Source organism: Nocardioidaceae bacterium SCSIO 66511, assembly GCA_023100825.1.
Taxonomy (GTDB): domain Bacteria; phylum Actinomycetota; class Actinomycetes; order Propionibacteriales; family Nocardioidaceae; genus Solicola.
Map to the genome: position 1 here is coordinate 3,704,915 of CP095846.1, position 25,503 is coordinate 3,730,417.

Here is a 25,503-nt window from a genome sequence, read left to right on the forward strand (position 1 = left end):
CAACGGGCACGGCAACCTGTCACTTTGCACGGCGCATCTGCCATGCAAAGTGGAGTTTCACCATGTTTACTTGGTAAACCACCACCGGCCGACGCCGCAAGAGCCGACCGGAACGGGTTAGCCGGCGAGCAACCCAGCCACGTAGTTGCGGCTCCCGCGTCGCCGCGTCTTTAGCGCAACCGTATGAAGCGGGAAATGCCGACAGCGTGCGGAACCGGGACAGGCGGGTAGTCGCAATGTAGAAGCACGGAAGCCGCCGGCGGCATCGGCGGGTGGGCAAACACCGCCCTAGTCCGCCAGCACCCGTGCCCGAACCAGCCAGACTCCCCCGCCGAGCAGCACCCCGAGACCCAGCACCAGCACGATCCCGGACGCAGGCTCGACGTCGTCGGCGATGAATGCGCCCAGCCACAAGGCGATCGCGATTCCGCCGAGAACCGCAGCACGCGTTCCCCAGCGTCGGTACGAGGCGGCTCCGAGGTGTGTGCCGGGCGGCGTGAGGGACGCGATGCTGGCGCACAGATGCATAAGGACGAGGCAGCAGGCAGCAACCGGGGTGAGCATGCTGAGCTCATTCTCGACGACCATCAGCCAGTTCGCGAGCAGTAGGGCGATCGAGACTCCGACGACTTGACCGTCTGGGTACGCGGCCGCGCCGACGGCACATGCCAGTGCAGCCGCGCCGACGACCCACGACCCCGCGGTCGGCGACGCGCCGGATGTCAACGGTGCGATCAGCACGACGATCAACGCACAGCAGACCAAGGCTGCTCGAAACACCAGCGCGTGCGGCGAGATCGTCATCGGCGCGCCAGCCTCGGAGCGGCAGCCCGCCGGTTGAGGTCACGAAGCACTTCGTCCAGGCTGCCCGGCCCGCGCCACGGTACGACGGGTACCCCGACCTCTTCGATGCGCGCCACCTCTCGGCGTCGTTCGAGGAGCCGGATGCGCCAGGCGAGATCGACGTATCGGTCGTCGTACACCCGTGGCTCGGCGTCTTCTGGGAGGGTGTCGATCACGACGATGCTCAGCCCCGATCGGGCGATGCCCGCAGCAGCGGCCAGCGGACTGCGAGCGATCAGCGATGACAGCATCACGACGGTCGCACCCGCGCTGAGGCGCTGCTGGCTGCGCAGCGGGTCGAACCGCGCATCGGCGCCGGGCCGGATCGTGGTCAGATGGTCGAGTACACGGCGCAGCTGGGTAGTGCCGCTCGACGGCGGCAACCGATGCATGCCGCGCGAGTCGAGCACGCGTACCTCGACGCGATCGCCCTCGCGCAGGTACTGCTCGGCGATTGCGGCAGCCGCGCGTACCGTCACGTCGAGCGAGCTGGCCGAGCCGTCGACTCCCTCGCTCACGCCGATGTCATCGGTGCCGTCGACGAGGAGTACGACGTGGGCGTCCTGGTCGGCCCAGGTCGTGATCGAATGCAGCTCGCCGGTACGAAGGGACACCGGCCAGTGGATGCGGCGCAGTCTGTCACCGACCTCGAACGGCCTGATGCTGTTGAACTCTGAGCCGTCGCCGCGCCGCGCGGACCGATGGCTCCCGACGAGACCGACGGGATGAGGCATCGGCGCGGAGCTGTCGAAATCCGACAGCGTCGGCGACGTGACGAGCATGCCGTACGTTGCGGATGTCGCATGTGTACGGAAGCCGTCCAGCACGGTGCTCGCACGGATCGCTGCCGGACCGACCGTACGCCGGCCCCAGCGGACCGACCGCAGGCGTATCGCGGTGGCGAGGTAGGCACCGTCTGCCTCCAACTGGGCAGCACCGGACGCGGGCGCGGCCGAGACGAACGACGGCAGCGTCAGCTCGACCGAAGCGTCATCGATGCCGTCGACTCGATCGAGTCTGACCGAACACTGAGTCGTCTCGCCCTCGCGCAGCGACAGCGTCGCCCAGCGCGTCTCGTACCCCGGCCGCTCGGTCGGCCGCCGCCATGCCGCCCATACGGCGATCGTGAGCAGCGGAGCGGTGAGCACGACGAGGTCGACGCGCCCGAACGCGACGCCCCAGAGCACGCCGCCGAAGCCGATCGCGACTGCGCGCACCATCGCGTACGTCGGCCGCCATGGCGGCAGGGTGTCTCGACTCCGCTGGTCGCTCACGACGTCTTGCCCGCCACGGCTTCGCGGGCCGACGGAACGGGCACCTTCGCCAGCACATCGGCGACGACCGAGTCGGCTGTGACATTCGAGGACCACAGCTCCGGCTTGACCGTGATCCGGTGGGTGAGCACAGCCGGCGCAACCGACTTCACGTCCTCCGGCGTCACGAAATCGCGCCCGGAGACGACGGCGTACGCCCGCGAGGTGAGCATCAGGGCCAATGCGCCACGCGGAGATGCGCCGAGGAGTACGTGCCGGTGATCGCGGGTCGCTCCCGCGAGCGCAACGCAGTACTGACCGACGCTGTCGTCGACGGTCACGATCTCGACCGCGGCTTGCATCGCCGCCAGACCGGCAGCATCGGTCACCGGTTCGAGTGTCTGCTCCTCGCGGCGTCGCTCGACGCGCCGGCGGAGCACCTCCCACTCATCGGTGGCCGACGGATAGCCGAAGCCGATGCGCATCAGGAACCGGTCGAGCTGCGCCTCCGGGAGCGGGTAGGTGCCTTCGTACTCGACCGGGTTCGCGGTGGCCAGCACGTGGAACGGGTGCGGCAGCTCGAACGTGCGCCCCTCGACGGTGACCTGACGCTCCTGCATCGCCTCCAGCAACGCGGCCTGTGTCTTGGGCGGCGTCCGGTTGATCTCGTCGGCCAGTAGGAGCCCGGAGAACAACGGACCCGGCCGGAACTCGAACTCCGCGGCACCTTGGTCGTACACGAACGAGCCCGTGATGTCACCGGGCAGGAGATCCGGGGTGAACTGTGCGCGTTTGAACTCCAACCCGAGCACCTGCGCGAACGATCTCGCCGCAAGCGTCTTGCCGAGCCCTGGGAAGTCCTCCAACAGCACGTGACCGCCGGCGAGGATGCCGCTGAGCACGAGCGCGAGCGGCTCTCGTTTGCCGACGACGGCGCGTTCGACCGCGTCGAGGATCTGGGCCGTCTGAGCGGAGACGGTGTCCAACGGGGTTGCGTTCATAGCTCCTCGATCTCGGTCACGATCGCGTCGAGATAGTCCCGGCGCGCGAACTGGCGGGGTGGCGGGCACTCGGCGACGAAGCCGGCGAGGTGCGGCCCGAGGACCTTCGCGGCCGCCGCCGGATCCTCTGCCCGGTTGATGTCATGGGATCGGATGAGACGGTCGTCGACGAGTTGGACGAGGTCGCGCCACAGCCAGGTGTCGTCGAATCCCGGTCTGCCGATCTCGGCGAGTCGACGGGTCCAGCGGGTCGTACGCATGTCGCCGCCGCGACGTGGGCCGGCAGCGGGCGCGTCTGCGACTCCGATCGTGTGGGCGACGACGACGGCGGAGGCGTCGATGGCCAACCAGCCGATGGAGAACGCGCAAATCGCAATGATCACCAGCGCCACCGAGTTGAGTCCGTCGCCGATGGCGATGAGGACCGCTAGCACGATGGCCGTCGAGACTGCGGCTCCCGCTGCGCGTCGTGGCCATTCGACGGTCATCCGGCCACCTCCGACCTGGTGGTCGGGCGAGCCTCGAGGCTGGCATGGATGCGTTCGAGCGTGCCGATCGCCTCGGCGCGCAACTGCTCGGTGAGCTCGTGCCTGGAGAACCGTGCTTCGCGATACAACGCGGCCAGCCGGGTGATCGCAGCGTCGTCGACGCCATATTTCGCGAGCACTCGCCCGGTCAGCTCGGCCGAGGTCTCCGCTCCACGTACGGTCATGCCGGCCGACGTCACGGCATCCTCGAGGCGAACCCAACACGCCACGATCGCGTTGCGCGGCGAGCCCGTACGCAGCGCCTCGTACTGCGCCTCGGCATCCGCCCGTACGCGCGCGGCCACATCCGGAAGCGGTTCGCCCGGCTGACCGTACGGTCCGCGCCGACGCGCGAACAAGCCGATTCCCTTCGTACGAAGGAGCGCCACCACGGCTGCGAGCAGTACGACACCGAGGAGCACCAACAAGACCATGATCACCACACCGACCACGTTGCTCGGCTCGCGTGGCTTCGGCGCACACTCATCGCCGACACACTCGTCCGGCTCGGATGTCTCCTGTGCGGGCTCGGCGGCGGGAGCGCCGTTGTCACCGGAGTTCGCCGACCAGTCAAGTGAGGGACCCGACGCTGCCGACCAGAGCGCCAGCACCAGGCCGATCACGACGACAGCGACCGCGAGCACACCGATCAGGCGATGCTGGGACCGCATCGACTCGCTCATCGGTTCCCCCGTATCTGGTTCGCGAGAGGTGGAGTTTTCCCTACCTCACCTGACAACTCAACACCATCGTTTGGTTGCCTCCACGCGAATAGCGTTTCGAGTGTCCGAGCCGGATACCGGCACGCAACCGCAGCAGGGGGTACCGATGACCGCGCCATCCGTCGAGTCGCACGCGCTGAGCCTGCATGACGTCACCAAGCTCTACGGAGCCGAGGGTACGCGCGTACGGGCGCTCGACTCCCTCTCGCTCGATATCCCGGCACACACCTTCACCGCCGTCATGGGGCCGTCCGGCTCGGGCAAGAGCACCTTGCTCAACTGTGCAGCCGGGCTCGACCACCCCGACGAAGGAGAGGTGCGCCTCGACGGCGACCCGATCGGCGGTCGCAGCGAGACCGCGTTGACGAAGTTCCGGCGTCGACGCGTCGGCTTCGTGTTCCAGTCCTTCAACCTTCTGCCGTACCTGACGGTTCAGCAGAACGTCGCACTGCCCATGCGGCTGATGGGCAAGCGGATCGACAAGCGATGGCTCTCGACGCTCCTCGATCGCGTCGGCCTCACCGATCGCAGGGACCACCGACCTGCCGAGCTGTCCGGCGGCCAGCAACAACGGGTCGCGATCGCCAGGGCGCTGATCGGCAGACCCGCGATCCTGTTCGCGGACGAGCCGACCGGCGCACTCGACAGCAGAAGCGCACACGAGGTGCTCGCGCTGCTCCGGGCGAGCGTCGACGACCACGGACAGACGGTCGTCATGGTGACCCATGACCCGGTCGCCGCGTCGTACGCCGACTCGGCGCTGTACTTCGCCGACGGTCGCGTCGTCGGCCGGGCCGAGGATCCGACGGTCGACGGCATCGCCGCGCAGCTTGCCCACCTCGACGATCTCGCGGGCGCCACCGCGCGCCGGATCGGAGCTTGACCATGATCCGCCTCGCCTATCGGTCGCTACGATCGCGCGCCACAGAGTTCACGGCGTGCTTCCTGTCGATCTTCCTCGGGTCGGCCATGATCACCGCCTTCGTCTCGTTGTCGGAGAGCGGCCAGGGGAACGTATCTGCGGCAGACGAGGAGTCATTGACGGTGATGGGCTCGGTCATCGGCGGCTGGGCGATCGTCATCGTGCTGTTCTCGGTGGTCTCGACGCTTGGCATCACGATCCGGCAGCGGGCGAGCGAGATCGGCCTGCTCCGAACCATCGGTACGACCCCGCGCCAACTACGCCGGATGGTCGTTGCCGAAACGAGCGCAGTTGCCGCTGGCGCGTCCGTGTTGGCGCTAATACCCGGCTGCTTGTTGGGCCGCTGGATCCTCTCCCTCGTCAAAGATGCAGAGATGGTGTCCGCCGACGTCGATCACTCGGTCGGAGCCATGACGCTGTTGAGTACGCCGGTCGCAATGGTGCTGAGCGCGGCGATCGCCGCAACGGTCGCCGTACGTCGCGCCGCGAAGGCATCGGCTCGCGATGCCGAGCGCATGGCATCGAACGGTGGCCGCATGGGCAAGCTCCGCGTCATCGGCGCCGTACTGATGTTGACCGTTGCCATCAGCTATGCGTCCGTCACGGTGACCGTGATGGACGACAGCTCCGATCCGTACGGCGCGATGAGCACCGCCGGACCGGCCTCGGTGTTCGCCTCCGTCGGACTCGCACTACTCGCGCCGGTGCTGCTGCGCGCCGCCGCAACGATTGCCGGCGGGCCGATGCGCCTGGGCAGGGTCGCGGGCTACCTCGCGGCGTTCAACGCGAGGCGCCGGGCGCTCGAACTGTCCAGCGTCCTCATGCCGGTCGTCATCTTCGTCGGAATCGCAACCGGCACGCTCTACCTGATGGCCATCCAGGCCGACGTCACCGAAGGCGTCGTGCAGGATGCGGAAGCAAAGAACATCGAGTTCTTGAACTACGTCGTCGTCGGCATGATCGCGGCGTTCGCGGCGATCATGATCGTCAACACCTTGGTCGCGGCGATGCAGCGTCGGCGGCGTGAGTTCGGTCAGCAGCGGCTGACGGGGGCCACCCCGGGGCAGCTACTCGGCATGGTGGGCTTCGAGAGCGTCCTCCTGACCGCCGTCGGAATCGTGCTCGGCGTAGTTGCCTCGACAGCGACGATCGTGCCGTACAGCCTGGTGAAGCTCGACCAGCCTCTGCCCGACAACGGCCTCGGGTTGCTGATCGGTGTCGTCGTCCTCGCCGGCGCGGTGACCATCGGCAGCGGTGTGGCGTCAGCCCGACGCGGCCTGCAGGTGCCCGCGCTCGAGGCTGCCGCGCTCCCCGCTTGAGCGGCGTCGTCCTGGTCGGCGGTGCGGCGGGTCGTACGCCCGCCGCCGCCGTGGCGTTATAGGTTCATTGCCGATGAGGGAGCGCACGCGAGGGAGACGCGCCGCTGAGGTGTCGGCGGCGCTCGTTCTTGTCGTGCTGCTCGCAGGCTGCGGCGGCATCGAGGTCAGTACGGGAAGTGAGATCTCGGCCTCCGACGTTGCTGCGAAGGCCGAGGAGGCGCTCGCGCCGAAGGTCGATGCCGAACCCTCGATCACCTGCGACGACGGCCTGAGCGCCGAAGAGGGCGACAGCACGACCTGCGTCATGCGGGTCGGCGATGACGATACCGAGTACGCCGTCGAGGCGACGGTCTCCTCGGTCGACGGTGACGACGCCAACCTCGACTTCAGCAGCGAGGACTACCGTCCCGGCGAGGGCGAGGGCACTATCTTCGCCGACGAGGTCGCACGCCAGGCCGAAGACGCGCTGGAGTCTAAGTACGGCCAGCGTCCCGAGATCACCTGCCCCGACGACCTGCCGGGCGAGGTCGGAGCGACGACACGGTGCGTACTCGGAGTCGCCGGTGACGAGACGAAGTACGGCCTGACCGCTGAGGTCACGGCGATGGACGGGCCGAAGTTCAGCCTCGACTTCTCCGTCGACGACGAGCCCCTCGACCAGGGCTGACCCGGACGCGGCGTTCCGCAAGCGCGTGAGCGCCGCCACAGGTACAGCGCATTGATGCCTGTCGCCATCCGATGTTACATTCTTCGTGTCATATACAGAGGAGGCTCGATGAGCGAGAGCACCCACCGAGTAGTCATCGTCGGATCCGGGTTCGCCGGCGTATGCGCGGCGATTCGGTTGAAGCAGGCCGGCATCACCGACTTCGTCATCTTGGAGAAGGACGACGACCTCGGCGGTACGTGGCGCGACAACACCTACCCGGGCTGCGCATGTGACGTCCCTTCGTACCTCTACTCGTACTCCTTCGAGCAGAACCCCGACTGGACCCGGATGTTCGCACCCCAGGAGGAGATCTGGGCCTACATCCGCCGCTGCATCGACAAGTACGACCTCGCTTCGCACCTCAGGTACGGCCAGGAGCTCACCAGTGCGGCTTGGGACGAAGAGTCCGCGACGTGGGATCTCCTTACCGCGCAAGGCACCAGCTACACCGCGCGTGCCGTCATCGCCGGGTTCGGGGCGCTACACACTCCTCGCTATCCCGAGCTCGACGGCCTCGACACCTTCGAGGGAACGACCTTCCACTCGGCCGAGTGGAACCATGAACACGATCTCAGCGGCAAACGCGTCGCCGTGATCGGTACGGGCGCGAGCGCGGTGCAGTTCATCCCGCAGATCCGCAAGTACGCCGCACAGGTCGATGTCTACCAGCGCACACCGTCCTGGATCGTCGGCAAGCCCGATCGTCCGATCGGGAGCCTCGAACGCGGCCTCTACAAGCGACTCCCGATCGCACAGCGGGTCGTGCGCAACACGATCTATTGGGCGCTCGAGCTGCGCGCACTCGGTTTCGCGGTGAACCCACGGCTGATGAAGCCGCTCGACCTGCAGGCCCGGCGGCACATCGCCAAGCAGATCGACGACCCCGAGCTCCGCGCAAAGGTCACACCTTCGTACGAGGTCGGCTGCAAGCGACTGCTGATCAGCAACGACTACTACCCGGCGCTCACGGCCGACAACGTCGAGCTCATCACCGACGGCATCGACCGGGTGACGCGCGACGGCGTCGTCGACCGCAACGGCACCGAGCGCAAGGTCGACACGATCATCTACGGCACGGGATTCGACGTCGTCGGCAACCTGACCCGAGCCAAGGTGGTCGGCCGCGGCGGAACGGAGCTCGCCGAGAACTGGGAGCAGGACGGCGCGTCCGCGCACCTCGGCATCAGCGTCTCCGGGTTTCCCAACTTCTACCTGCTCGTGGGGCCGAACACCGGCCTCGGCCACACCTCGATGATCTTCATGATCGAGCGCCAGGTCGAGTACATCGTGAACGCATTGAAGGCGACCGCCGCACGCGGGGACGACTTCGCCGACGTACGCCCCGAAGCCGAGCGCGCGTTCACTTCGAAGGTTCGCTCCAAGTTGTCGGGCAGCGTGTGGGACTCGGGCTGCTCGAGCTGGTACCTCGACGACAAGGGCCGCCCGGTGACCGTATGGCCGTACTTCACCTTCAAGTACTGGGCAGACACTCGCAGGTTCCGCGAGAACGAGTACGAGTTCGGTCGCGCGAGCTGACGTCTGCTCCGACGTCCTCCGCCGCGCGGGTTTGACGGTGCGTGACGCGGGGTAGGCATGGTGGCCAAGGAGCAATCACGAGGATCGGACCACCATGCATAAACGTAGAGGACTGACCTTCGCCGCGACTGCGGCGTTCGTCGGCTGCTCGGCCCTGGTCGCGAGCGGGCTTGCCAGCGCGGAGACCGACGCCCCGGCCACCGATGAGTCACTGAACGACGCGTTCGCGTCCGCGGCCTCGACGTACGACGTGCCGCGCGACGTACTCGCCTCGCTCGGATACACCGAGAGCCGACTGGTCCACCACGAGGGAGCAAGCCAGGACAACGGCTACGGCCTGATGCACCTGGAGTCGAACGCCGACAACAACAACCTCCGGCGTGCCGCACGTCTGACCGACCACAGTGTCGAGGATCTGAAGACCGACGCGACCGCCAACATCGACGGGGCCGCGGCCGTTCTGCGCAAGATCGCCGATCGCGCCGGACTCGATGGGTCCGATCGCAGCGACCTCGCACAGTGGTACGTACCGCTCGCGAGGTACGCGCGGGGTCAGACCAAGTACGGCGCGAAGCTCGAGGCAGATGCCGTTTTCGACAACCTGCGCACGGGATTCACCCACAAGGCAGGCGGCGAGCGCGTCACGGTGGCGACCCACAAGATACGTGCCGAGCGCGGCGCGTACGCGGGTCTTCGCGTTGCCGACGGCGTCGGGACGCAGTCCGACGACTACCCGGACGCCCTTTGGGTTCCGGCCAGTACGTCGAACTACTCGTCCGGCCGCAGCTCCGCCATCAGTTCGATCGTCCTGCACGTGACCCAGGGCTCGTACGCGGGCAGCATCTCGTGGTTCCAGGATCCCGCGGCCCAGGTGTCAGCCCACTACGTGATCCGCTCCAGCGACGGCGAGATCACCCAGATGGTCCGTGAGGCAGACACCGCGTGGCACGCTCGTGACGCCAACTCGTACGCCGTCGGCATCGAGCACGAGGGCTATGTCGACGACCCGGCATGGTTCACCGACGTGATGTACCGCTCGTCGGCCGCACTCACGGCCAACATCGCCGACGACAACGGCATCCCCAAGGATCGCGAGCACATCGTCGGCCACAGTGAGGTTCCGGGCAACGACCACACCGACCCGGGCCCGAACTGGGACTGGGATCTGTACATGTCGTACGTGAACGACGGCGAGGAGCCAGACCCCGACGACGGCATCGCGTTCTCCACGTGGGGTAACGACGTCAACGTACGCGCCGATGCAAACACGCAGTCCGACGTCGTCACTACCCTGTCGGGTCCGACGAACGTACGCGTGCTGTGCCAGAAGGAGGGCGAGAACGTCGAGTACAACGGCTACAGTGGACCTTGGTGGTCGAAGCTGAAGGGCCAAGGCGGGTTCATCTCGAACATCTTCATCTCGAACCCGAACCACAAGTTGCCCGACGTGCCGACCTGCTGACTTCCTGGGGCTCCCCCCGGCTCCAGGAACGACTCGACCCCGAACCCGCACAGGGTTCGGGGTCGAGTCATCTCTGCTCGATGTGCCTGCGCTAGAAGGCCTTGTCGAACTCGTCGAGAAGCAGATTCGCGGCGAGGATGCCGATCCCGGTGATCAGGTCGTCGTCGATCTCCGTGGTACGCCCGTCCTTGACCGGTGCGAGGTTCGTCCACAGCCCGCTGGACGTGATCTCCGCGCGGTCGGTGTCGTCGGCGGCACCGTAGGTCGAGGTGAGCACGTAGTCGGCGTCGGCGAGACCAAGCTTCTCCGGCGACAGCTCGATATGGGTGTCTGCGCCGCGCGCGGCCGACGGCACCTCGGCCCCGACGTCGGTGGTGATCACACCGGAGAACGACTTGTCGGAGTAGAGCCGGGTCTGGTCGGGAAGGAAGCGCACGAGGCTCACCACCGCGTCGTCGGGCAGCGCCTTGGCCACCTTCGCGGCCTTCGCGTCGTACGCGGCCATCAGCTCATCGGCCTCGTCCTCGCGTCCGAGTGCCTCCGCATGTAGCTCGAGATTCTGCTTCCACGTCTCACCGATGTTCCCGGAGAACACCGTCGGCGCAATCTTGGAAAGCTGGTCGTACAGTTCGGCGTGACGCACCGTACTGGACAGGATCAGGTCCGGATCGAGCGCGGCGATCTGCTCGAGGTTCGGCTCGCCGATGGTTCCGACCGTCTCGATTCCGTCGGTGCGGTCGCCGAGGTAACTGAGGAACTCCGAGTCGACATCGGTCGTGACGGCACCGACCGGTGTGACGCCGAGTGCGAGCGCATCGTCGAGCTCTCCGGTGTCCAGCACCACGACCCGCTCGGGGTCCTCGGGCACCTCAACTGTGCCGTTCGCGGTCTCGACCGGATGGGTCGACTCCGAGGCCCCCTCGTCCGCTTCCGAGTCATCCCCGCACGCCGCGACGCCGAGTACGAGCATGGCGGCGGCAACCACCTGGCCGATGCGATTGATCATCCTCACCCTTTCGTAAGTTAGGTGAGCCTAATCAAATCACACGGGTTGAGGCAGTTGCGGCACGACCTCGTCGGCGATCAGGTGAAGGTGGTCGAGATCCTCGAGATCGAGCACCTGCAGGTAGATGCGCTGCGACCCGGCGTCCGCGAACTCTGCGATCCGCTGCGCGACTTCGCCCGGCGTACCCGCGAGTCCGTTGCGATGCAGCTCCTCCGGATCGCGCCCGATCCGGTCGGCACGACGTCGCACCTCGACGTCGTCGGCACCGCAGCACACGACAAGTGCGTTCGAGTACGTGAGGGAGTCTGCGTCGCGTCCGACGGCCGCGCATGCGGTACGTACCCGCTCGAACTGGGTGCGGGCGTCGTCGAGCGAGCCGAACGGCAGGTTGAACTCGTCGGCGTATCGGGCCGCGAGCGCGGGCGTACGCTTGGCGCCGTTGCCGCCGATGAGCACCGGCGGGCGTGGCGACTGAACGGGCTTGGGCAGAGCGGGTGAGTCCTCGACCTGGTAGTGCTCCCCGGCGTACGCGAACCGCTCGCCCAGCGGGGTCTCCCACAACCCGGTGATCACCGCGAGCGACTCCTCCAGCCGATCGAAGCGCTCTCGTACGTCGGGAAACGGGATCGCGTACGCGCGGTGCTCCTCGGCGAACCACCCGGCACCGATGCCGAGCTCGACCCGGCCACCACTCATCTGGTCGATCTGGGCCACGGCGATCGCGAGCGGCCCCGGTAGGCGGAACGTCGCCGAGGTCATCAGGGTGCCGAGTCGGACGGTCGATGTGTCGCGGGCCAGCCCCGCGAGCGTCGTCCACGCATCGGTCGGACCGGGGAGGCCCTCGGTGCCCATGCCCAGGTAGTGGTCGGAGCGGAAGAACGCATCGAATCCGAGGGACTCGGTTGCCTGCGCCACCCGGAGCAGATCGTCGTAGGTCGCACCCTGCTGTGGCTCGGTGAAGATTCGTAGGTCCATATGCCCACTCTGCCGTATGGATCAGGCGGCCGGACCACCGACGACGAGCCAGCCGCCGAGCCCGAACATGACCGCCGCGATCCCGGCGTCGAGTACCCGCCAGGCGCGCGGGCGCGAGAACAGCGGCCCGAGCAGCCGCGCACCCCAGCCGAGCGAGACGAACCAGGTCAGGCTCGCCGCAATCGCGCCCGCGCCGAACCACCACTGCTCACCGGACTGGTACTGGTTGGCGATCGATCCGAGCATCAGCACAGTGTCCACGTAGACGTGCGGATTGAGGAAGGTCAGCCCGAGGCAGGTCAACACCACTGCGCGAAGCGAGTCGCGCGGACCCCCGGCGGCCACCAGTTCTCCCGGGCGCAGTGCGCGTCGCGCCGCAAGCAGCCCGTACGCCAACAGGAACGCTGCACCGACGTAGCGGACCGCGTCGATCAGTCCCGGATGCGCGCGTAACGGTTCACCGAGACCGGCGATCCCCGCGCTGATCAGAATCATGTCCGCGGCGGCGCAGACGATCACGACGGCCGCCACGTACTCGCGCCGTAGCCCTTGGCGAAGGACGAACGCGTTCTGGGCGCCGATCGCGATGATCAGACCGGCCGACGTGGCGAACCCGATGACGAGGGGTAGGAGCACGCTTCGAGCATCGCCGTTCCCGGCGGTGAATACCAGCTAATGTTTCTACAGTTGCATTAGCCTGACTTCATGACCTGGGATCGCCATCAACTGGCCGCGCTCGCTGCGGTCGTACGTACGGGCAGCTTCGACGCGGCAGCCCGTGAGCTGCATGTGACCCCTTCGGCGGTCAGCCAACGGATCAAGGCATTGGAGAACGCGTCCGGGCAGATCCTGGTGCGGCGCGGTCGTCCGTCCACGGCAACCGAGGCGGGACACGTTCTCATCCGACTCGGAGAGCAGACCGAGCTGCTCGAGCGGGAGGCCGCCGCCGAGCTGCGCGGCGCCGATGACGTACGCGTGCGTCTGCCGGTCGCAGTCAACGCCGACTCCCTGTCCGCTTGGTTCCTGCCGGTGCTCGCGGCCGTCGCAGCGAAGCACGCCGTCGTCTTCGACGTACACAAGGAGGACGAAGGCGAGTCTGCCGAGCTGCTGCGCAACGGGTCCGTGATGGCCGCGGTGACCGCCGAGCCAGCACCGGTGCAAGGGTGCGCTTCCGTACCTCTCGGCTCGATGCGGTACCTGCCGATGGCCTCACAAGGGTTCGTCGACCGCTATCTCGATGGGCCGCTCGGCGCCACCTTGGCGCACGCACCGATGCTGAACTTCAATCGCTCGGATGGCTTGCAGCAAAGGTACCTGCGTACGATCACCCGCCGCGTTGCGAGCCCGCCGATCCATTTCATCCCGTCATCGGCGGCGTTCAACGAGGCGGTCCGCCTAGGTCTCGGATGGGGCCTCGTGCCCGAGCAGGATCTCCGGCCCGACGAGGCGAGTCGACCCGACGGCCTCGTACGCCTCGACGACCAGCATGTCGACGTACCCCTCTATTGGCAGCACTGGCGACTCGAATCGCTGTTGCTGCGCACGCTCACCGACGAGGTACGTGAGCATGCCGCCGTTGCCCTTAATGACACTTAGCCATTGCGCTAAATGTTCTGACCTGTAACACTTTGCTTCATGGCACAGTGTTTGACCGAACTGGACGATGTGCTCACCGCGCTCGCCGATCCGACCCGTCGGGCGGTCGTGCAGCGACTCGGCCGAAGCCCGGCCACCGTCGGGGAGCTCGCAGAGCCGTTCGCCATGACCCTGCCCTCGTTCATGAAACACGTTCGCACGCTCGAAGCGAGCGGTCTGATCCGTACTACGAAGTCCGGGCGAGTACGAACCTGCCTGCTCAACCGCGAGCGTCTCACGATCGTCGATGCCTGGCTTGTCGAGCAACGACAGATCTGGGAAGAACGCACCGACCGTCTCGAACGCCTCGTCACCACCGAAACCAAGGAGCCGCAGTGAGCGACCCAAACGCCGTACCCGATCTCGACCCGACGCTCGACCTCACGATCACGCGAGTGATCCGCGCACCACGCGAGGCGATCTGGAAGGCCTGGACCCAGCCGGACCTCCTGGCCCGATGGTGGACGCCTGCGCCGACGGTCGCGCGCGTCTCGCGACTGGATGCGCAGCCCGGTGGCGCATTCGTCACCGAGCTCAGCGAGGACGGCATCGAGTACGTACCGCACACGGACGCGACGTACCTGCTCGTCGAGGCGAACCGCCGATTGGTGTTCACGAACGCAGTCACCAGCCGATGGCGCCCGGCTCCGCCGGCTCCGGTGTCCATGACCGCCGAGATCCGGCTCGACGACCACCCGGACGGCACGGACTACCGCGCAATCGTGCGGCACGCGAGCCCGGCCGATCGGGCGCGCCATGAGGAGCTCGGGTTCTTCGACGGCTGGGGATCGGTCACCGAGGCGCTGGCGACGCTCGTCGAGAGTGAGGTACGCGCATGAAGGTCACTGTGACGCAGTTCGTCTCGCTCGACGGTGTGAGCCAAGGCCCTGGGTCCGCCGACGAGGACGTCAGCGACGGCTTCCGCTTCGGTGGCTGGTTCGTACCGCATCTCGACGACGCCTTCGTGCAACGCGCATCGGCGTGGCTTGACCTCGCCGACGGGCTGCTCCTCGGCCGGCGTACGTACGAGGCGTTCGCCCGCGACTGGCCGCAGATCACCGACCCCGAGGATCCGTTCACCGAGCGCATGAACGCTCTACCGAAGTACGTCGTCTCCAACACGATGACCGCCGGTGACTGGTCACCGACGACGGTCCTGCCCGGCGACCCGGTCGAGTCGGTTGCCGCGCTCAAATCCGAACCCGGCAGGGAGCTGCAGATCCACGGCAGCTCACGCCTGGCGGGCGCTCTGCTGCCCGCGGGCATTGTCGACACGTTGCGGCTCGTGGTCGCACCGGTCGTCGTGGGCAGCGGCCGACGCCTCTTCACCCGTCCCGACACCGCCACTGGTCTGCACCTGGTCGAGCACGCGGTCACGCCCGGCGGACTCGTGTTGCTCGAATACGAGGTACTCGAGCAACCGACGCTCGCCGACTACCAAGGCGTCACGGCATTGGCTTGACGGTGGAGGTACGTCGGCGGGTCAGCCCTGACTGATGAAACCGAGCAGATCGTGTCGGGTGAGTACGCCCACCGGCATACCGTCCTCGTGAACCAGTACGGCGTCGGCCGACTCCAGCGCCGATACTGCCTCCGCGATCGGCTCACTCGCACCGATGGTCGGCAACGGCGGACCGAGGTGCATCTCGACCGTGTCGGCGAGCTGAGCCTTCCCGGCGAAGATGTCCTCCATCAGCTCGCGCTCGCTCACCGCGCCGGATACTTCGGCGGCCATGATCGGCGGCTCAGCATTCAGCACCGGGATCTGCGACACGTCGTACTCGCGTAGCGTGGCGACGGCCTCGGCGATCGTCTCGTGCGGGTGGGTGTGGACCAGATCGGGCAGCGACCCGTCCTTACCTCGCAGCACTTCGCCGATCGTACGCTCCTGGCCCTTGGGCAAGAAGCCGTAGCGTCCGAGCCACTCGTCGTCGAACACCTTGGTGAGGTAGCCGCGACCGCCATCGGGCAGCAACACGACGATCACCGCGTCGGGATCCTGCAGATCCTCGGCCAGACGTACGGCCGCAGCGACGGCCATGCCGCCCGAGCCACCGACCAACATCGCTTCCTCGCGGGCGAGCTGACGGGTGGTCAGGAACGAGTCCTTATCGCTGATCTCGATGATCCGGTCACAGATATCGCGATCGTAGGTCGTCGGCCAGAAGTCCTCGCCAACGCCTTCGACCAGGTACGGGCGGCCGGTGCCGCCGGAGTACACCGACCCGTGCGGGTCGGCGCCGACGATCTGGACCCGACCGTCGCTCTTCTCCTTCAAGTACTTGCCGGTGCCGCTCACGGTGCCGCCGGTGCCGATACCGGCAACGAAGTGGGTGATGCGCCCCTCGGTCTGCTCCCAGATCTCCGGGCCGGTGGTCTCGTAGTGCGAACGCGGGTTGTTCGGGTTCGAGTACTGGTCCGGCTTCCACGCGCCTTCGGTCTCCGCGACGAGCCGATCGGAGACGCTGTAGTAGGAGTCCGGATGCTCGGGCGGCACCGCGGTCGGGCACACGACGACGTCAGCGCCGTAGGCCTTGAGCACGTTGCGCTTGTCTTCACTGACTTTGTCGGGGCACACGAAGATGCAGTGGTAACCCTTCTGCTGCGCGACCATCGCGAGCCCGACGCCGGTGTTGCCGCTGGTCGGTTCGACGATCGTGCCGCCGGGTTTCAGCGAGCCGTCCTGTTCGGCGGCCTCGACCATCCGGGTCGCGATGCGATCCTTGACGCTGCCGCCTGGATTGAGGTACTCGACTTTCGCGAGAATCGTGCCGGGCGCTCCGCGCGTCGATTGGTTCAACCGGACGAGCGGGGTGTCACCGATGAGGTCGAGTAGCGAGTCAACGTAGTCCACACCGAGTACCTTACGGCGCAGTGGTTCTCGGCGTCAGACACTGCCATGTCGTACGTACTTATTCGCTGCGGTTTGTCGGTCCGATCGGGCATCATTGAGGTATGCAGACCAATCGAGCAGCCCGCCGACTCGCACTCGCCGCCGCCTACGGCGGCGGGAGTGTCGGCCTGCTCGGTGGCGCCCTCTGGGGAGTGATGAAGACCGAGGCGGGTCTCGCCCGTCGTACGATCGGCGACGCCAACGGCAAGCCACCATCCGGTGACGGCGTCTACGGCCGCGAGCTCGCCGGCGACGTCCTTGGGTTCGCCATGCTGGGTGACTCCGCAGCCGCCGGATATGGAGTCAGCAACGGGCTCGATACACCCGCGGCCCTGATCGGCGACGCGCTCTCGGGTCTGTGCGGCAGACCCGTACGCGCGGTGTGCCATGCGTTCGTCGGCGCACAGACGTCCGATCTCGACGGCCAGATCGATCGCGCACTCACGTACCGACCCGATGTCGCGGCGATCGTGGTCGGCACCAATGACGTCACACATTCGGTGTTGCCCTCGGAGTCGGTTCGCCGACTCGGCGAGGCGGTTCGCCGGTTGCGCGAGGCGGGCTGCGAAGTCGTCGTCGGGACGTGCCCCGACCTGGGCACCATCAAGCCGATCCGGCAGCCGCTGCGCTCGTTCGCACGGATGTGGAGTCGCCATTTGGCGGCCCGCCAGGCGGTCGAGGTCGTCGAGTCGGGCGGTCGATCCGTGTCGCTCGGAAGCCTGCTCGGCCGCGATTTCGAACAAGCACCGCAGGTGTTCTTCAGCGATGACAAGTTCCATCCGTCCGAGACCGGTTACGCGAGCATGGTTGCGGTGATGTTCCCGGCGATCGCACGAGCGAGCGGTCACGAGATCGCAGACGACGACGCGGTGGCCCACACGCCGAGCCGAGTGCTGTCGGTTGGGTCCGCTGCCCGCCAGGCCGCACAGCATTCGGGCACCGAGATGTCCCGCGTACCTTCCGGCACGAAGCGCTGGCACAGCGGGCGGTCGGCGGTGATCAGACGTATTCGTCGCTGAGCTTCTCTGGCGGCCGAAATGCAATCGGGCCGCCCGGTCATTTCGACCGGGCGGCCCGACTTACGTGACTGGGCGACTATCAGTCGCCACTGGCGAAGATCGCCGCGATGCGCAGCATCTCGATGTAGATCCACACGAGGGTCACGGTGAGGCCGAACGCCGCTCGCCACGACTCGCGCTCCGGTAGCCCCGCGGCGACGCCGCGCTCGACGAAATCGAAGTCGAGGATCAGGCAGAGGACGCCGATCACGACGGCCACGCAGCTGACCAGCAGGCCGAACATGCTGAAGTCGCGGAAGCCGAAGTCGGCGCCGAAGAAGCTGAGCACGAAGTTCAACAGGGCGACGGCGACGAATCCGAACAGTGCTGCCATGACGCCACGACGGAACTTGTCGGTCACCTTGATGTTGAAGACCTTGTACACGGTGAGCGTGCCGGCGAAGGCGGCGATCGTACCGAGCACGGCCTGCGCCACGATCGAGGTGTCGCCGCCGATGAACGAGACGATCGTCTTCGAGAGCGCGCCGATGAAGACGCCCTCGACGATCGCGTACGCAATGACCAGGCCGGGGCTGACGACTCGCTTGAACGAGTTCACCATCGCGAGACCGAAGCCGGCGATGGCCCCGACGAACGCGAGCGTGTAGGTGAGGTTGACCGCGTCCTGGTCGACAGTCGCGCCGTCGACCAGCGGGCCGATGAACAGCCAGGTGGCGAACGCCGACAACGCGACCAGCGCCAACGTGATCGCGGTGCGCTGTACGACGGTCTCGACGGTCATCCGCGGCGTGACCTGCGGACTGCCGTGGTCGCCGAGGTCGATCGACCAGCTGGACGGGTCGGTGTATCCGGCCGACTGCTGGGTCGCTGTGCCGTTGAACCCGTCGCTCCGTGCGAATACCGGGTTGTTGCTCTGCATGGTTCCTCCGTGAGGGGGCGATCCCGCTGTCGGGGCGTGACTACACCCTATCCAACGGTTGAAGACCCATGGTTCATCCCCGTAGAACTAGGCGATCTATGCAACGAGTCGGATGCCGACCGGCTGTCCCGCTCTACTTTGGTTCGACTACTCGCCTGCCCGGTTCCGCCCGCTGTCGGCTCTCCCACTTGCTCCGGTCGGGCAAAAGACGCGGCGACGCGGGAGCCGAAGCTACGTGGCTCGGCTTGCTTGCCGGCTAACTCATTCTGGTCGGCTTTTGCGCGGTCGGCGGTGGTGGTTTACCAAGTAAACATGGTGAAACTCCACTTTGCACGGCAGCCACACCGTGCAAAGTGACAGGTTGCCGTGCCCGCTGGTACGCCAGCGACCACCGGTACTGGAGTGACACCGAAACCGAACGTTACCCCGAACGCATATTAAGGTTGCCGGGAAACCCGCCAAGCAACCGAATTGGCGTGGCGCGTCCGCGCGTCGCCGCGTCTTTTCCAAGCCGAAGTAGCGAGGAAAGCCGAGAGCGATCCGGAATCGGGCAGGCGGGTAGTCGCCGGGACGAGCCGGGAAAGGCAGCAGAGCCCTAGATCGGGTTGTACACGTTCACCTGCGGATTGGCATCCGTCCCGGAGATGTCGCAGACGATGGTGAGCGTCTGGCCGCCCTTCATCTCCACGTCGGCGGTGGCGACGACGTTCTCATCGCCGCCGTCGAAGGACACCTCGTCGATTCCCGGCCAGGTGTCTTTCGGCTCGACCGACTCGCAGGTATCGAGCACGACCTGGGCGTCGATCGGCAGATCGTCGGGGTCGTCGGGCTCGTCGGATTCGAGGTCGTCGGGGATGGCCCCGTTGTCGTCACCGTCATCCTCAGCGTCGTCGTCATCCTTGTTGTTCTTCTTGTGCTTGTGGTGACCTTTGCCCTTGTGGTCGTCGTCGTCCTCGGTGGTGTCCTCGGCGTCGTCGGCCGGTTCGGTCGTGTCGTCGGCGTCGTCCTCGGATGTCGGATCGGACTGCGACGTGTTCTCGGTCGTCGGTTCGTCGTCGGAATCATCGCCGCACCCGGCGACGGCGAGCGCCAGCACGGCGGCGCAGATGACGGCGGACAGGCGGCGTCCCATGGAGATCTCTCCTCGACTGGCAGCGAGCAACGGCAAGCGCGCCCAGCGTAGAGGAGACGACGGGCCACAAGTCGGCCAGTCCGGTGCACCTTGCCCGACCGATCGGTCGGTTCTATGCTGCCTGACGACGGCTCTCGCTACCCGAAGGACTCCATGAACTCCGCTCCCGCCGATATCGACGCCCTCGTTGCCAAGCATGCAGATCTCCTCGAGAACGCCCAGCACGCGGCGCGCACGCGCGAGTATTTCTCTGCGTTCCCGGAGTCGCCGAGCCCGCGCGTCTACGGAGACGAAGCCGCGGCAGCCGGCGAGGACGCGTTCCGCGCCGCGCTGGGTTCGACCTTCGAGCTCGGCCAGCCGACCGACGGCACGCTGGTGGGCAGTGAGGCATCACCGTACGGCCTCGACCTCGGCGTGCAGTACGAACGCGCGAGCGTCGACCAGCTCGTCGAGGCGTCGCAGAATGCCAAGTACGCCTGGCGTTCGGCAACACCGGAGCAGCGCGCTTCGGTGTGCACCGAGATCCTGACCCGCATCAACCACCGCAGCTTCGAGCTTGCCCATGCAGTCATGCACACGTCGGGGCAGGCGTTCGTGATGGCATTCCAGGCCGGCGGGCCCAACGCTCAGGACCGCGGCCTCGAGGCGGTCGCGTACGCGCTCACTGAGCAGACGAGGCACGCGGCCACGGTTCTGTGGGAGAAGCCGCAGGGCAAGCGTCCGCCGCTGCGGATGCAGAAGGAGTTCACCCCGGTCGCACGCGGAATCGGCCTGGTGGTCTGCTGCAACACGTTCCCGACGTGGAACGCGTACCCGGGTCTCTTCGCCAGCCTGGCGACCGGCAACACCGTGATCGTGAAGCCGCACCCACACGCCGTACTACCGCTCGCGATCACGGTTTCGATCGCCCGTGACGTGCTGTCGGAGTACGGCTTCGACCCGAATGTCGTACTCCTCGCACCCGAGGACGACGGTGACCATCTCGCCGCCGACCTCGCGCTCGACCCGCATATCGGGATCGTCGACTTCACCGGATCCACGGCGTTCGGCGAGTGGCTCGAACGCAACGCCCGGCAGGCGCTCGTCTACACGGAGAAGGCCGGGGTCAACTCGGTCATCTTCGAGTCCACCGATTCGTACCGGGCTGCACTCGGCAACCTCGCTTTCACCCTGAGCCTCTACTCGGGCCAGATGTGCACCACGACGCAGAACATCCTCGTCCCCGCCGCGGGCATCTCGACCGACGAGGGTACGAAAACCCGCGCCGAGTTCGCCGTCGACCTCGGCGAGGCGCTCGACCAATTGCTGGGCGACGACGAGAAGGCCGCCGGCCTGCTCGGCGGCATCGTGAGCGATGACGTCGCCAAGCGACTGAACGCCGCCGCCGCGAGCCCCGACCTGGCGATCGCGAACCGTCCGGTCAAGGTCGACCAGTGGCCTGATGCCCGGATCTACACGCCGGTCGTACTCCTCGCGAAGACCTCCGACGACCATACGTACACCCAGGAGTGCTTCGGGCCAGTGTCGTTTCTGGTCGAGACGGCCGACCGTGACGAAGCCGTAACAGTCCTCGCCGACCTGACGAAGGAGCAAGGAGCCCTGACCGCGGGCGTCTACTCGACCGACGAGGCGTACCTCCAGCGTGTACGCGAGGCGGCGCTCGACGCGGGCGTCGCATTGTCGGAGAACCTCACCGGTGGAGTGTTCGTCAACCAGACGGCGGCGTTCTCCGACTTCCACGCGACAGGCGCGAACCCCGCCGCCAATGCGACGTACGTCGACGGTCACTTCGTCGCCGGGCGCTTCCGCTTCATCGGGACCCGGCGGCACGCGCCGAATGAGTAGACAATCGCGGCCGAAGGTCCTCCCGTCGGGCGAGCCGCGCCCGCGGTACGACGCAGCCAAGCTGCTCGACGTCGCAGCCCGGGTGTTCACCGAGCACGGCTACGACGGCACCAGCATGGAGGATCTCTCCCGCGCATCCGGGCTCTCCAAATCGTCGTTGTACCACCACGTCTCCAGTAAGGAGGAGCTCCTGCGGCGGGCGCTGGAGCATGCGGTCGATCCGCTGTTCGCGATCATCGACGAGCCGGACGCCAGCCAGGGTCGCGCGGTCGACCGGCTCGAGTACGTGATCGCCCGTGCCGTCCAGGTCCTCACCGAACGCCTCCCGTACGTCACCTTGCTGCTGCGCGTACACGGCAACACAGACACCGAACGCTGGGCGCTCGACCGCCGTCGGGATTTTGACAAAGTGATCGCCCGGCTCGTCCGCGATGCGATCAGCGACGGCGATCTGCGATCCGATCTCGATGCCGCGACGACGGCGCGCCTACTTCTCGGCCTGGTCAACTCGCTGATCGAGTGGTACCGCCCCAAGTCCCGGCGAGCGGAGTCGGTCGACCGACTGGCCGCACACATCACAACGCTCGCCTTCGATGGCCTGCGTACCTGACCGAACGAACAAGGCAGGCTTTCGTACGAAAGTAAGTCGTGTACGATCGACCAATGAACTCGACCCGCCACGCGCAGATCCTGGAGCGGCTGCGCACTACGGACAGGGTCGAGGTACGCGAGCTCGCAGACCTGCTGGATACCTCGGAGGTGACCGTCCGCCGCGACCTAGACGAGCTTGCCGCGGCCGGCGTTCTCCGGCGCGTACGCGGTGGAGCGATCAGCACGCTCATGCGCGGTGAGGAGCCACCGTACGCGATGCGCGAGGCCGAGGCGGGCGCGGCAAAGCAGCGCATCGCCGCCGCGGCCGCCGAGCTGATCCGCGATGGCGAGACGATCGTCGTCGACAGCGGCACAACCGGTGTCGCGGCCGCGAGAGCGATTGCAGGCCGAAGAGTGACGGCGATGCCCCTGTCACTGCACGCGGTCAACGAGCTCGTGAGCGGACAAGCCATCGACCTACTACTTCCTGGCGGCGCCGTGCGACCCGGCGAGCTTTCGGTCACCGGTCCGCTCGCCGAGCAAAGCCTTGCTGCGTTGCGTTTCGACACCATGCTCCTGACCTGCTGCGGACTCTCGACCCACACCGGCGCGACGGCGCACGACGTCGCCGACGCGGCGGTGAAGCGGGCCGCCATCGAGTCGTCAGCACGCACCGTTGCCCTCGTCGACGGCGGCAAGTTCGCGCGTACGGCGATGGCGGTCGTCGCCTCGGTGAGCGAGATCGATGTCGTCGTCACAGACGCGACCGCGCCGAGCGACGAACTCGACCGGATCCGCGCGGCCGGTGTCGAGGTGATCAGTGTCTGAGCGCCCCGCCGCCGTCGCCTCGTCGGTCGGCAGGCTGCCCCGGATCGCGGTCACGGCCACCTTCGCGGCACATGCGATGTTGTTCGCCTCGTGGACCGCACATGTCCCGCAGGTCAAGGACGACATCGGGCTGACCGATGCCGGGCTCGGCACCTCGCTGCTCGGCGCACCGGTCGGTTCGATCCTGGCCACGATCGGGGTCGGCTGGCTCCTGCCCCGCCTGGGTAGCGCCACGGTCGTCCGGTTCACCCTGCTGGGCTACGCCCTCACCGGCCTCACCGTCGGGCTCGCCGGATCGGGTCTCGGCCTGTTCGCCGCGCTCCTGCTGTGGGGCGCGTTCCAGGGTTCGCTCGACGTGGCGATGAACACCCAAGGCGTCGCGGTCGAGCGTACGATCGGCCGCCCGATCATGTCCGGACTGCACGGCGCCTGGAGTATCGGCGGATTCGTGGGCGCGGGCATCGGTACGCTCGGCGTCTCCATCGGAGTCGGGCTCACACCCCAGCTCGCCGTCGAAGGCCTGATCGTCCTCGCCGTCGTCGGCGCCCTCACCATGCGGATGCTGCCGGACCCGGAGTCCGCCGCCGCACCGGACACCCCTCGCAAACAGCGCACGTTCACGCCCACCGTTCTCATCCTCGGCGCCGTCGCGTTCGCCTGCATGATCAGCGAGGGCGCGGCCGCAGACTGGTCGGCTGTCTATCTCCACGACGAGATCGGCTCATCGCCGACGTACGCCGGGCTCGGCTTCGCGGTCTTCTCCCTTGCGATGCTGACGCTGAGACTTGCGGGCAACCGGCTGATGCTCCGGTTCCCACCGCGAGACCTGCTGTCTGCATGCGCGGCGGTCGCGACCGTCGGCATGCTGGTTGCGCTACTCGTCGACAACCAGTACGTCGCACTGATCGGCTTGGGCTGCCTCGGAGTCGGCCTCGCACTGGTCGTACCCACTGCGTTCAGCGCTGCGGGACGCCTCGGCGGAGACTCGGCCGGGTCCTCGATCGCGACGGTTGCGGCGATCGGCTGGACCGGGTTCATGTGCGGTCCGCCGCTGATCGGCTATCTAGCCAACGTGATCGGTCTGTCGACGGCGCTGCTCATCCTCCCGGTACTCACGGCCACCATTGCCGTCGCCATTCGGTCGAGCACTGCATTCGACGGCGGCGTCGACACGCGTACGTGACGCCGTCACCTACTCGGCTCAGAGCTCAGCGGCTAGCTTGGCGAGCTGGTCGGCGGCGACGGCGCGCCGAACCGCGACATTCGGGTCGACGAGGTTGGGCCGGAACGCCACCGAACGGATGTCGCTGACCCCCGCCCACCGCAGCCAGTCCTCGAAGTACGGCTGGGCGAAGTCGGATCCGAACGCCGGCGACCGGTCCTCGCCGTACACCGCGCCCGTGTAGATCACGGTCGCGCGCTTTCCTAGCAACAGGCCCGTGTAGCCGTGATCGGCGTCGAACGAGAAGGCCATTCCAGGCTGGCTGACCACATCGATGAACCGTTTGAGGACGTAGGGAACCCCGGCGTTCCACATCGGCACCGAGAACAGGTAGTCGTCGGCAGAGTCGAAGCGCTCAAAGGCTGCGCGGACGTCGTTCCACGCAGCCACCTGTCCACCTGTCGGTTGCCCACCTCCGAAGATCGCCATCTTGGCCGCGACCGCTTCCGGTCCGAACTCGGGCAGGGAGCCGTCCCAGAGATCCCAGGTCTCCATGTCGATCGCAGGGTATCGGCGTCGAACCTCCTCGACGTACGTCGCCGCCAGTGCGAGCGACTGCGACTCGGCCCCGCGTGGGGACGCCGAGATGTGCATCAGCTTGTTCATCGCTTCTCCAAGTGTTTTATGTGCGTGCGCACACACTAACAATAGTTGCGAGCGCACACAACAGACGGCTAGCCTGCATAGATGGCTCAGACCAGACGTCAGCTCTCAGCCGATGCGTGGGGGTCGATCCTGCGCGTACACGCGGCATTCGTCCCGGAGCTGGACAAAGACGTACGCGTGAACGCCGGCATGCCTCTCGCCTGGTACGACGTGCTGCTGGAGCTCGCCGCCGAGCCGACCGGCCGACTGCGCCTGGGCGACCTCGCAGACCGGGTAGTGCTGAGCCGCGCCCGGATCAGCCGGGTGGTCGACGAGCTCGTCGACGCCGGCCTCGTCGAGAAGGCGCCGAACCCGGCTGACAAGCGATCGTCGTACGCCGTGATCACCGCGGATGGGCGCTCCCGTCAGCGGCGCGCCGCACCGCCATACGTACGGCGGATCGAGTCGCTCTTCCCGCGGGACGTGACGAACGCCGACCTGCGCAGGCTCACCGCCGTACTGGAACGCGTCCTGGAGGCGAAGGAGTAGACGCAGTCAG

27 protein-coding genes are annotated in these 25,503 nt (G+C 67.0%); 15 read left to right on the forward strand and 12 right to left on the reverse strand.

The window, feature by feature from the left end:
- Nucleotides 1-288: 288 nt before the first annotated feature.
- From MU582_17555 to MU582_17575, 5 genes are read right to left on the reverse strand one after another with little or no spacing between them, the layout of a single operon-like run.
- Nucleotides 289-804: a hypothetical protein gene (locus tag MU582_17555; protein ID UPK74226.1), complete on the reverse strand. Its 516-nt coding sequence runs from the start codon at nucleotides 802-804 to the stop codon at nucleotides 289-291.
- Nucleotides 801-2,117 (reverse strand): DUF58 domain-containing protein, encoded by a 1,317-nt coding sequence (locus tag MU582_17560; protein ID UPK74227.1) that lies wholly within the window; start codon nucleotides 2,115-2,117, stop codon nucleotides 801-803. The genes MU582_17555 and MU582_17560 overlap by 4 nt, the downstream gene beginning before the upstream one ends.
- Nucleotides 2,114-3,097, reverse strand: a complete 984-nt coding sequence (locus MU582_17565; GenBank protein ID UPK74228.1) for a MoxR family ATPase — start codon at nucleotides 3,095-3,097, stop codon at nucleotides 2,114-2,116. The genes MU582_17560 and MU582_17565 overlap by 4 nt, the downstream gene beginning before the upstream one ends.
- Nucleotides 3,094-3,585 carry a hypothetical protein gene (locus MU582_17570; GenBank protein ID UPK74229.1) on the reverse strand — a complete coding sequence of 164 codons (492 nt, stop codon included), beginning with the start codon at nucleotides 3,583-3,585 and terminating at the stop codon, nucleotides 3,094-3,096. The genes MU582_17565 and MU582_17570 overlap by 4 nt, the downstream gene beginning before the upstream one ends.
- A complete protein-coding gene (locus MU582_17575; protein ID UPK74230.1) occupies nucleotides 3,582-4,307 on the reverse strand; it encodes a DUF4129 domain-containing protein in 726 nt (241 codons plus the stop codon). The genes MU582_17570 and MU582_17575 overlap by 4 nt, the downstream gene beginning before the upstream one ends.
- A gap of 145 nt (nucleotides 4,308-4,452) precedes the next feature.
- Here MU582_17575 and MU582_17580 point away from each other — a divergent pair, with 145 nt between their 5' ends.
- The 5 genes from MU582_17580 to MU582_17600 all read left to right on the forward strand — a co-directional run bounded on the left by MU582_17580 (nucleotide 4,453) and on the right by MU582_17600 (nucleotide 10,294).
- The gene (locus MU582_17580) at nucleotides 4,453-5,229 is read left to right on the forward strand and encodes an ABC transporter ATP-binding protein (GenBank protein ID UPK74231.1); all 777 of its coding nucleotides are present in this window, start codon (nucleotides 4,453-4,455) and stop codon (nucleotides 5,227-5,229) included.
- A 2-nt stretch (nucleotides 5,230-5,231) separates the two neighbouring features.
- Nucleotides 5,232-6,587, forward strand: a complete 1,356-nt coding sequence (locus MU582_17585) for an ABC transporter permease (protein UPK74232.1) — start codon at nucleotides 5,232-5,234, stop codon at nucleotides 6,585-6,587.
- A 73-nt stretch (nucleotides 6,588-6,660) separates the two neighbouring features.
- Nucleotides 6,661-7,254, forward strand: a complete 594-nt coding sequence (locus MU582_17590; protein UPK74233.1) for a DUF4333 domain-containing protein — start codon at nucleotides 6,661-6,663, stop codon at nucleotides 7,252-7,254.
- 108 nt (nucleotides 7,255-7,362) lie between these two features.
- Nucleotides 7,363-8,832: an NAD(P)/FAD-dependent oxidoreductase gene (locus MU582_17595; protein UPK74234.1), complete on the forward strand. Its 1,470-nt coding sequence runs from the start codon at nucleotides 7,363-7,365 to the stop codon at nucleotides 8,830-8,832.
- Nucleotides 8,833-8,926: 94 nt separating this feature from the next.
- Nucleotides 8,927-10,294 carry an N-acetylmuramoyl-L-alanine amidase gene (locus MU582_17600; GenBank protein UPK74235.1) on the forward strand — a complete coding sequence of 456 codons (1,368 nt, stop codon included), beginning with the start codon at nucleotides 8,927-8,929 and terminating at the stop codon, nucleotides 10,292-10,294.
- A 91-nt stretch (nucleotides 10,295-10,385) separates the two neighbouring features.
- Here MU582_17600 and MU582_17605 read toward each other — a convergent pair whose 3' ends face one another.
- The 3 genes from MU582_17605 to MU582_17615 are packed head-to-tail and all read right to left on the reverse strand — an operon-like array spanning nucleotide 10,386 to nucleotide 12,911.
- Nucleotides 10,386-11,300 (reverse strand): iron-siderophore ABC transporter substrate-binding protein, encoded by a 915-nt coding sequence (locus MU582_17605; GenBank protein UPK74236.1) that lies wholly within the window; start codon nucleotides 11,298-11,300, stop codon nucleotides 10,386-10,388.
- A gap of 36 nt (nucleotides 11,301-11,336) precedes the next feature.
- Nucleotides 11,337-12,275, reverse strand: coding sequence for an LLM class F420-dependent oxidoreductase (locus tag MU582_17610; GenBank protein ID UPK74237.1), 939 nt, complete (start codon nucleotides 12,273-12,275; stop codon nucleotides 11,337-11,339).
- 21 nt (nucleotides 12,276-12,296) lie between these two features.
- Entirely contained in the window at nucleotides 12,297-12,911 is a 615-nt protein-coding gene (locus tag MU582_17615) for a LysE/ArgO family amino acid transporter (GenBank protein ID UPK74238.1), read from the reverse strand.
- A gap of 69 nt (nucleotides 12,912-12,980) precedes the next feature.
- On the opposite strand from MU582_17615, the gene MU582_17620 reads away from it, so the two are divergent.
- From MU582_17620 to MU582_17635, 4 genes are read left to right on the forward strand one after another with little or no spacing between them, the layout of a single operon-like run.
- Entirely contained in the window at nucleotides 12,981-13,871 is an 891-nt protein-coding gene (locus MU582_17620) for a LysR family transcriptional regulator ArgP (protein ID UPK74239.1), read from the forward strand.
- A 39-nt stretch (nucleotides 13,872-13,910) separates the two neighbouring features.
- The gene (locus MU582_17625) at nucleotides 13,911-14,249 is read left to right on the forward strand and encodes a metalloregulator ArsR/SmtB family transcription factor (protein ID UPK74240.1); all 339 of its coding nucleotides are present in this window, start codon (nucleotides 13,911-13,913) and stop codon (nucleotides 14,247-14,249) included.
- The gene (locus MU582_17630) at nucleotides 14,246-14,749 is read left to right on the forward strand and encodes an SRPBCC domain-containing protein (protein ID UPK74241.1); all 504 of its coding nucleotides are present in this window, start codon (nucleotides 14,246-14,248) and stop codon (nucleotides 14,747-14,749) included. Before MU582_17625 ends, MU582_17630 begins: the two co-directional genes overlap by 4 nt.
- Nucleotides 14,746-15,372: a dihydrofolate reductase family protein gene (locus MU582_17635; protein ID UPK74242.1), complete on the forward strand. Its 627-nt coding sequence runs from the start codon at nucleotides 14,746-14,748 to the stop codon at nucleotides 15,370-15,372. The genes MU582_17630 and MU582_17635 overlap by 4 nt, the downstream gene beginning before the upstream one ends.
- 21 nt (nucleotides 15,373-15,393) lie before the next feature.
- On the opposite strand, the gene MU582_17640 is transcribed toward MU582_17635, so the two are convergent.
- Nucleotides 15,394-16,764 carry a cystathionine beta-synthase gene (locus tag MU582_17640; protein ID UPK74243.1) on the reverse strand — a complete coding sequence of 457 codons (1,371 nt, stop codon included), beginning with the start codon at nucleotides 16,762-16,764 and terminating at the stop codon, nucleotides 15,394-15,396.
- Nucleotides 16,765-16,865: 101 nt separating this feature from the next.
- On the opposite strand from MU582_17640, the gene MU582_17645 reads away from it, so the two are divergent.
- Complete coding sequence (locus tag MU582_17645; GenBank protein ID UPK74244.1) at nucleotides 16,866-17,822, forward strand: SGNH/GDSL hydrolase family protein; 957 nt, start codon at nucleotides 16,866-16,868, stop codon at nucleotides 17,820-17,822.
- Between the two features lie 79 nt (nucleotides 17,823-17,901).
- On the opposite strand, the gene MU582_17650 is transcribed toward MU582_17645, so the two are convergent.
- Both MU582_17650 and MU582_17655 read right to left on the reverse strand, forming a co-directional pair.
- On the reverse strand, nucleotides 17,902-18,741 hold the full coding sequence (locus MU582_17650; GenBank protein ID UPK74245.1) for a Bax inhibitor-1/YccA family protein: 840 nt from the start codon (nucleotides 18,739-18,741) through the stop codon (nucleotides 17,902-17,904).
- Nucleotides 18,742-19,336: 595 nt separating this feature from the next.
- The gene (locus MU582_17655) at nucleotides 19,337-19,873 is read right to left on the reverse strand and encodes a hypothetical protein (GenBank protein ID UPK74246.1); all 537 of its coding nucleotides are present in this window, start codon (nucleotides 19,871-19,873) and stop codon (nucleotides 19,337-19,339) included.
- Between the two features lie 153 nt (nucleotides 19,874-20,026).
- On the opposite strand from MU582_17655, the gene paaN reads away from it, so the two are divergent.
- Genes paaN through MU582_17675 form a run of 4 tightly spaced genes read left to right on the forward strand, consistent with a single transcriptional unit; the run spans nucleotide 20,027 to nucleotide 24,320 of the window.
- On the forward strand, nucleotides 20,027-21,718 hold the full coding sequence (paaN, locus tag MU582_17660) for a phenylacetic acid degradation protein PaaN (GenBank protein ID UPK74247.1): 1,692 nt from the start codon (nucleotides 20,027-20,029) through the stop codon (nucleotides 21,716-21,718).
- On the forward strand, nucleotides 21,711-22,328 hold the full coding sequence (locus MU582_17665) for a TetR/AcrR family transcriptional regulator (GenBank protein ID UPK74248.1): 618 nt from the start codon (nucleotides 21,711-21,713) through the stop codon (nucleotides 22,326-22,328). Before paaN ends, MU582_17665 begins: the two co-directional genes overlap by 8 nt.
- Before the next feature lie 53 nt (nucleotides 22,329-22,381).
- Nucleotides 22,382-23,137 (forward strand): DeoR/GlpR family DNA-binding transcription regulator, encoded by a 756-nt coding sequence (locus MU582_17670; protein ID UPK74249.1) that lies wholly within the window; start codon nucleotides 22,382-22,384, stop codon nucleotides 23,135-23,137.
- Nucleotides 23,130-24,320 (forward strand): MFS transporter, encoded by a 1,191-nt coding sequence (locus MU582_17675; protein ID UPK74250.1) that lies wholly within the window; start codon nucleotides 23,130-23,132, stop codon nucleotides 24,318-24,320. The genes MU582_17670 and MU582_17675 overlap by 8 nt, the downstream gene beginning before the upstream one ends.
- An 18-nt stretch (nucleotides 24,321-24,338) precedes the next feature.
- On the opposite strand, the gene MU582_17680 is transcribed toward MU582_17675, so the two are convergent.
- Nucleotides 24,339-24,965 carry an NAD(P)H-dependent oxidoreductase gene (locus tag MU582_17680; protein ID UPK74251.1) on the reverse strand — a complete coding sequence of 209 codons (627 nt, stop codon included), beginning with the start codon at nucleotides 24,963-24,965 and terminating at the stop codon, nucleotides 24,339-24,341.
- 81 nt (nucleotides 24,966-25,046) lie between these two features.
- On the opposite strand from MU582_17680, the gene MU582_17685 reads away from it, so the two are divergent.
- A complete protein-coding gene (locus MU582_17685; GenBank protein UPK74252.1) occupies nucleotides 25,047-25,493 on the forward strand; it encodes a MarR family transcriptional regulator in 447 nt (148 codons plus the stop codon).
- Nucleotides 25,494-25,503: the final 10 nt, after the last annotated feature.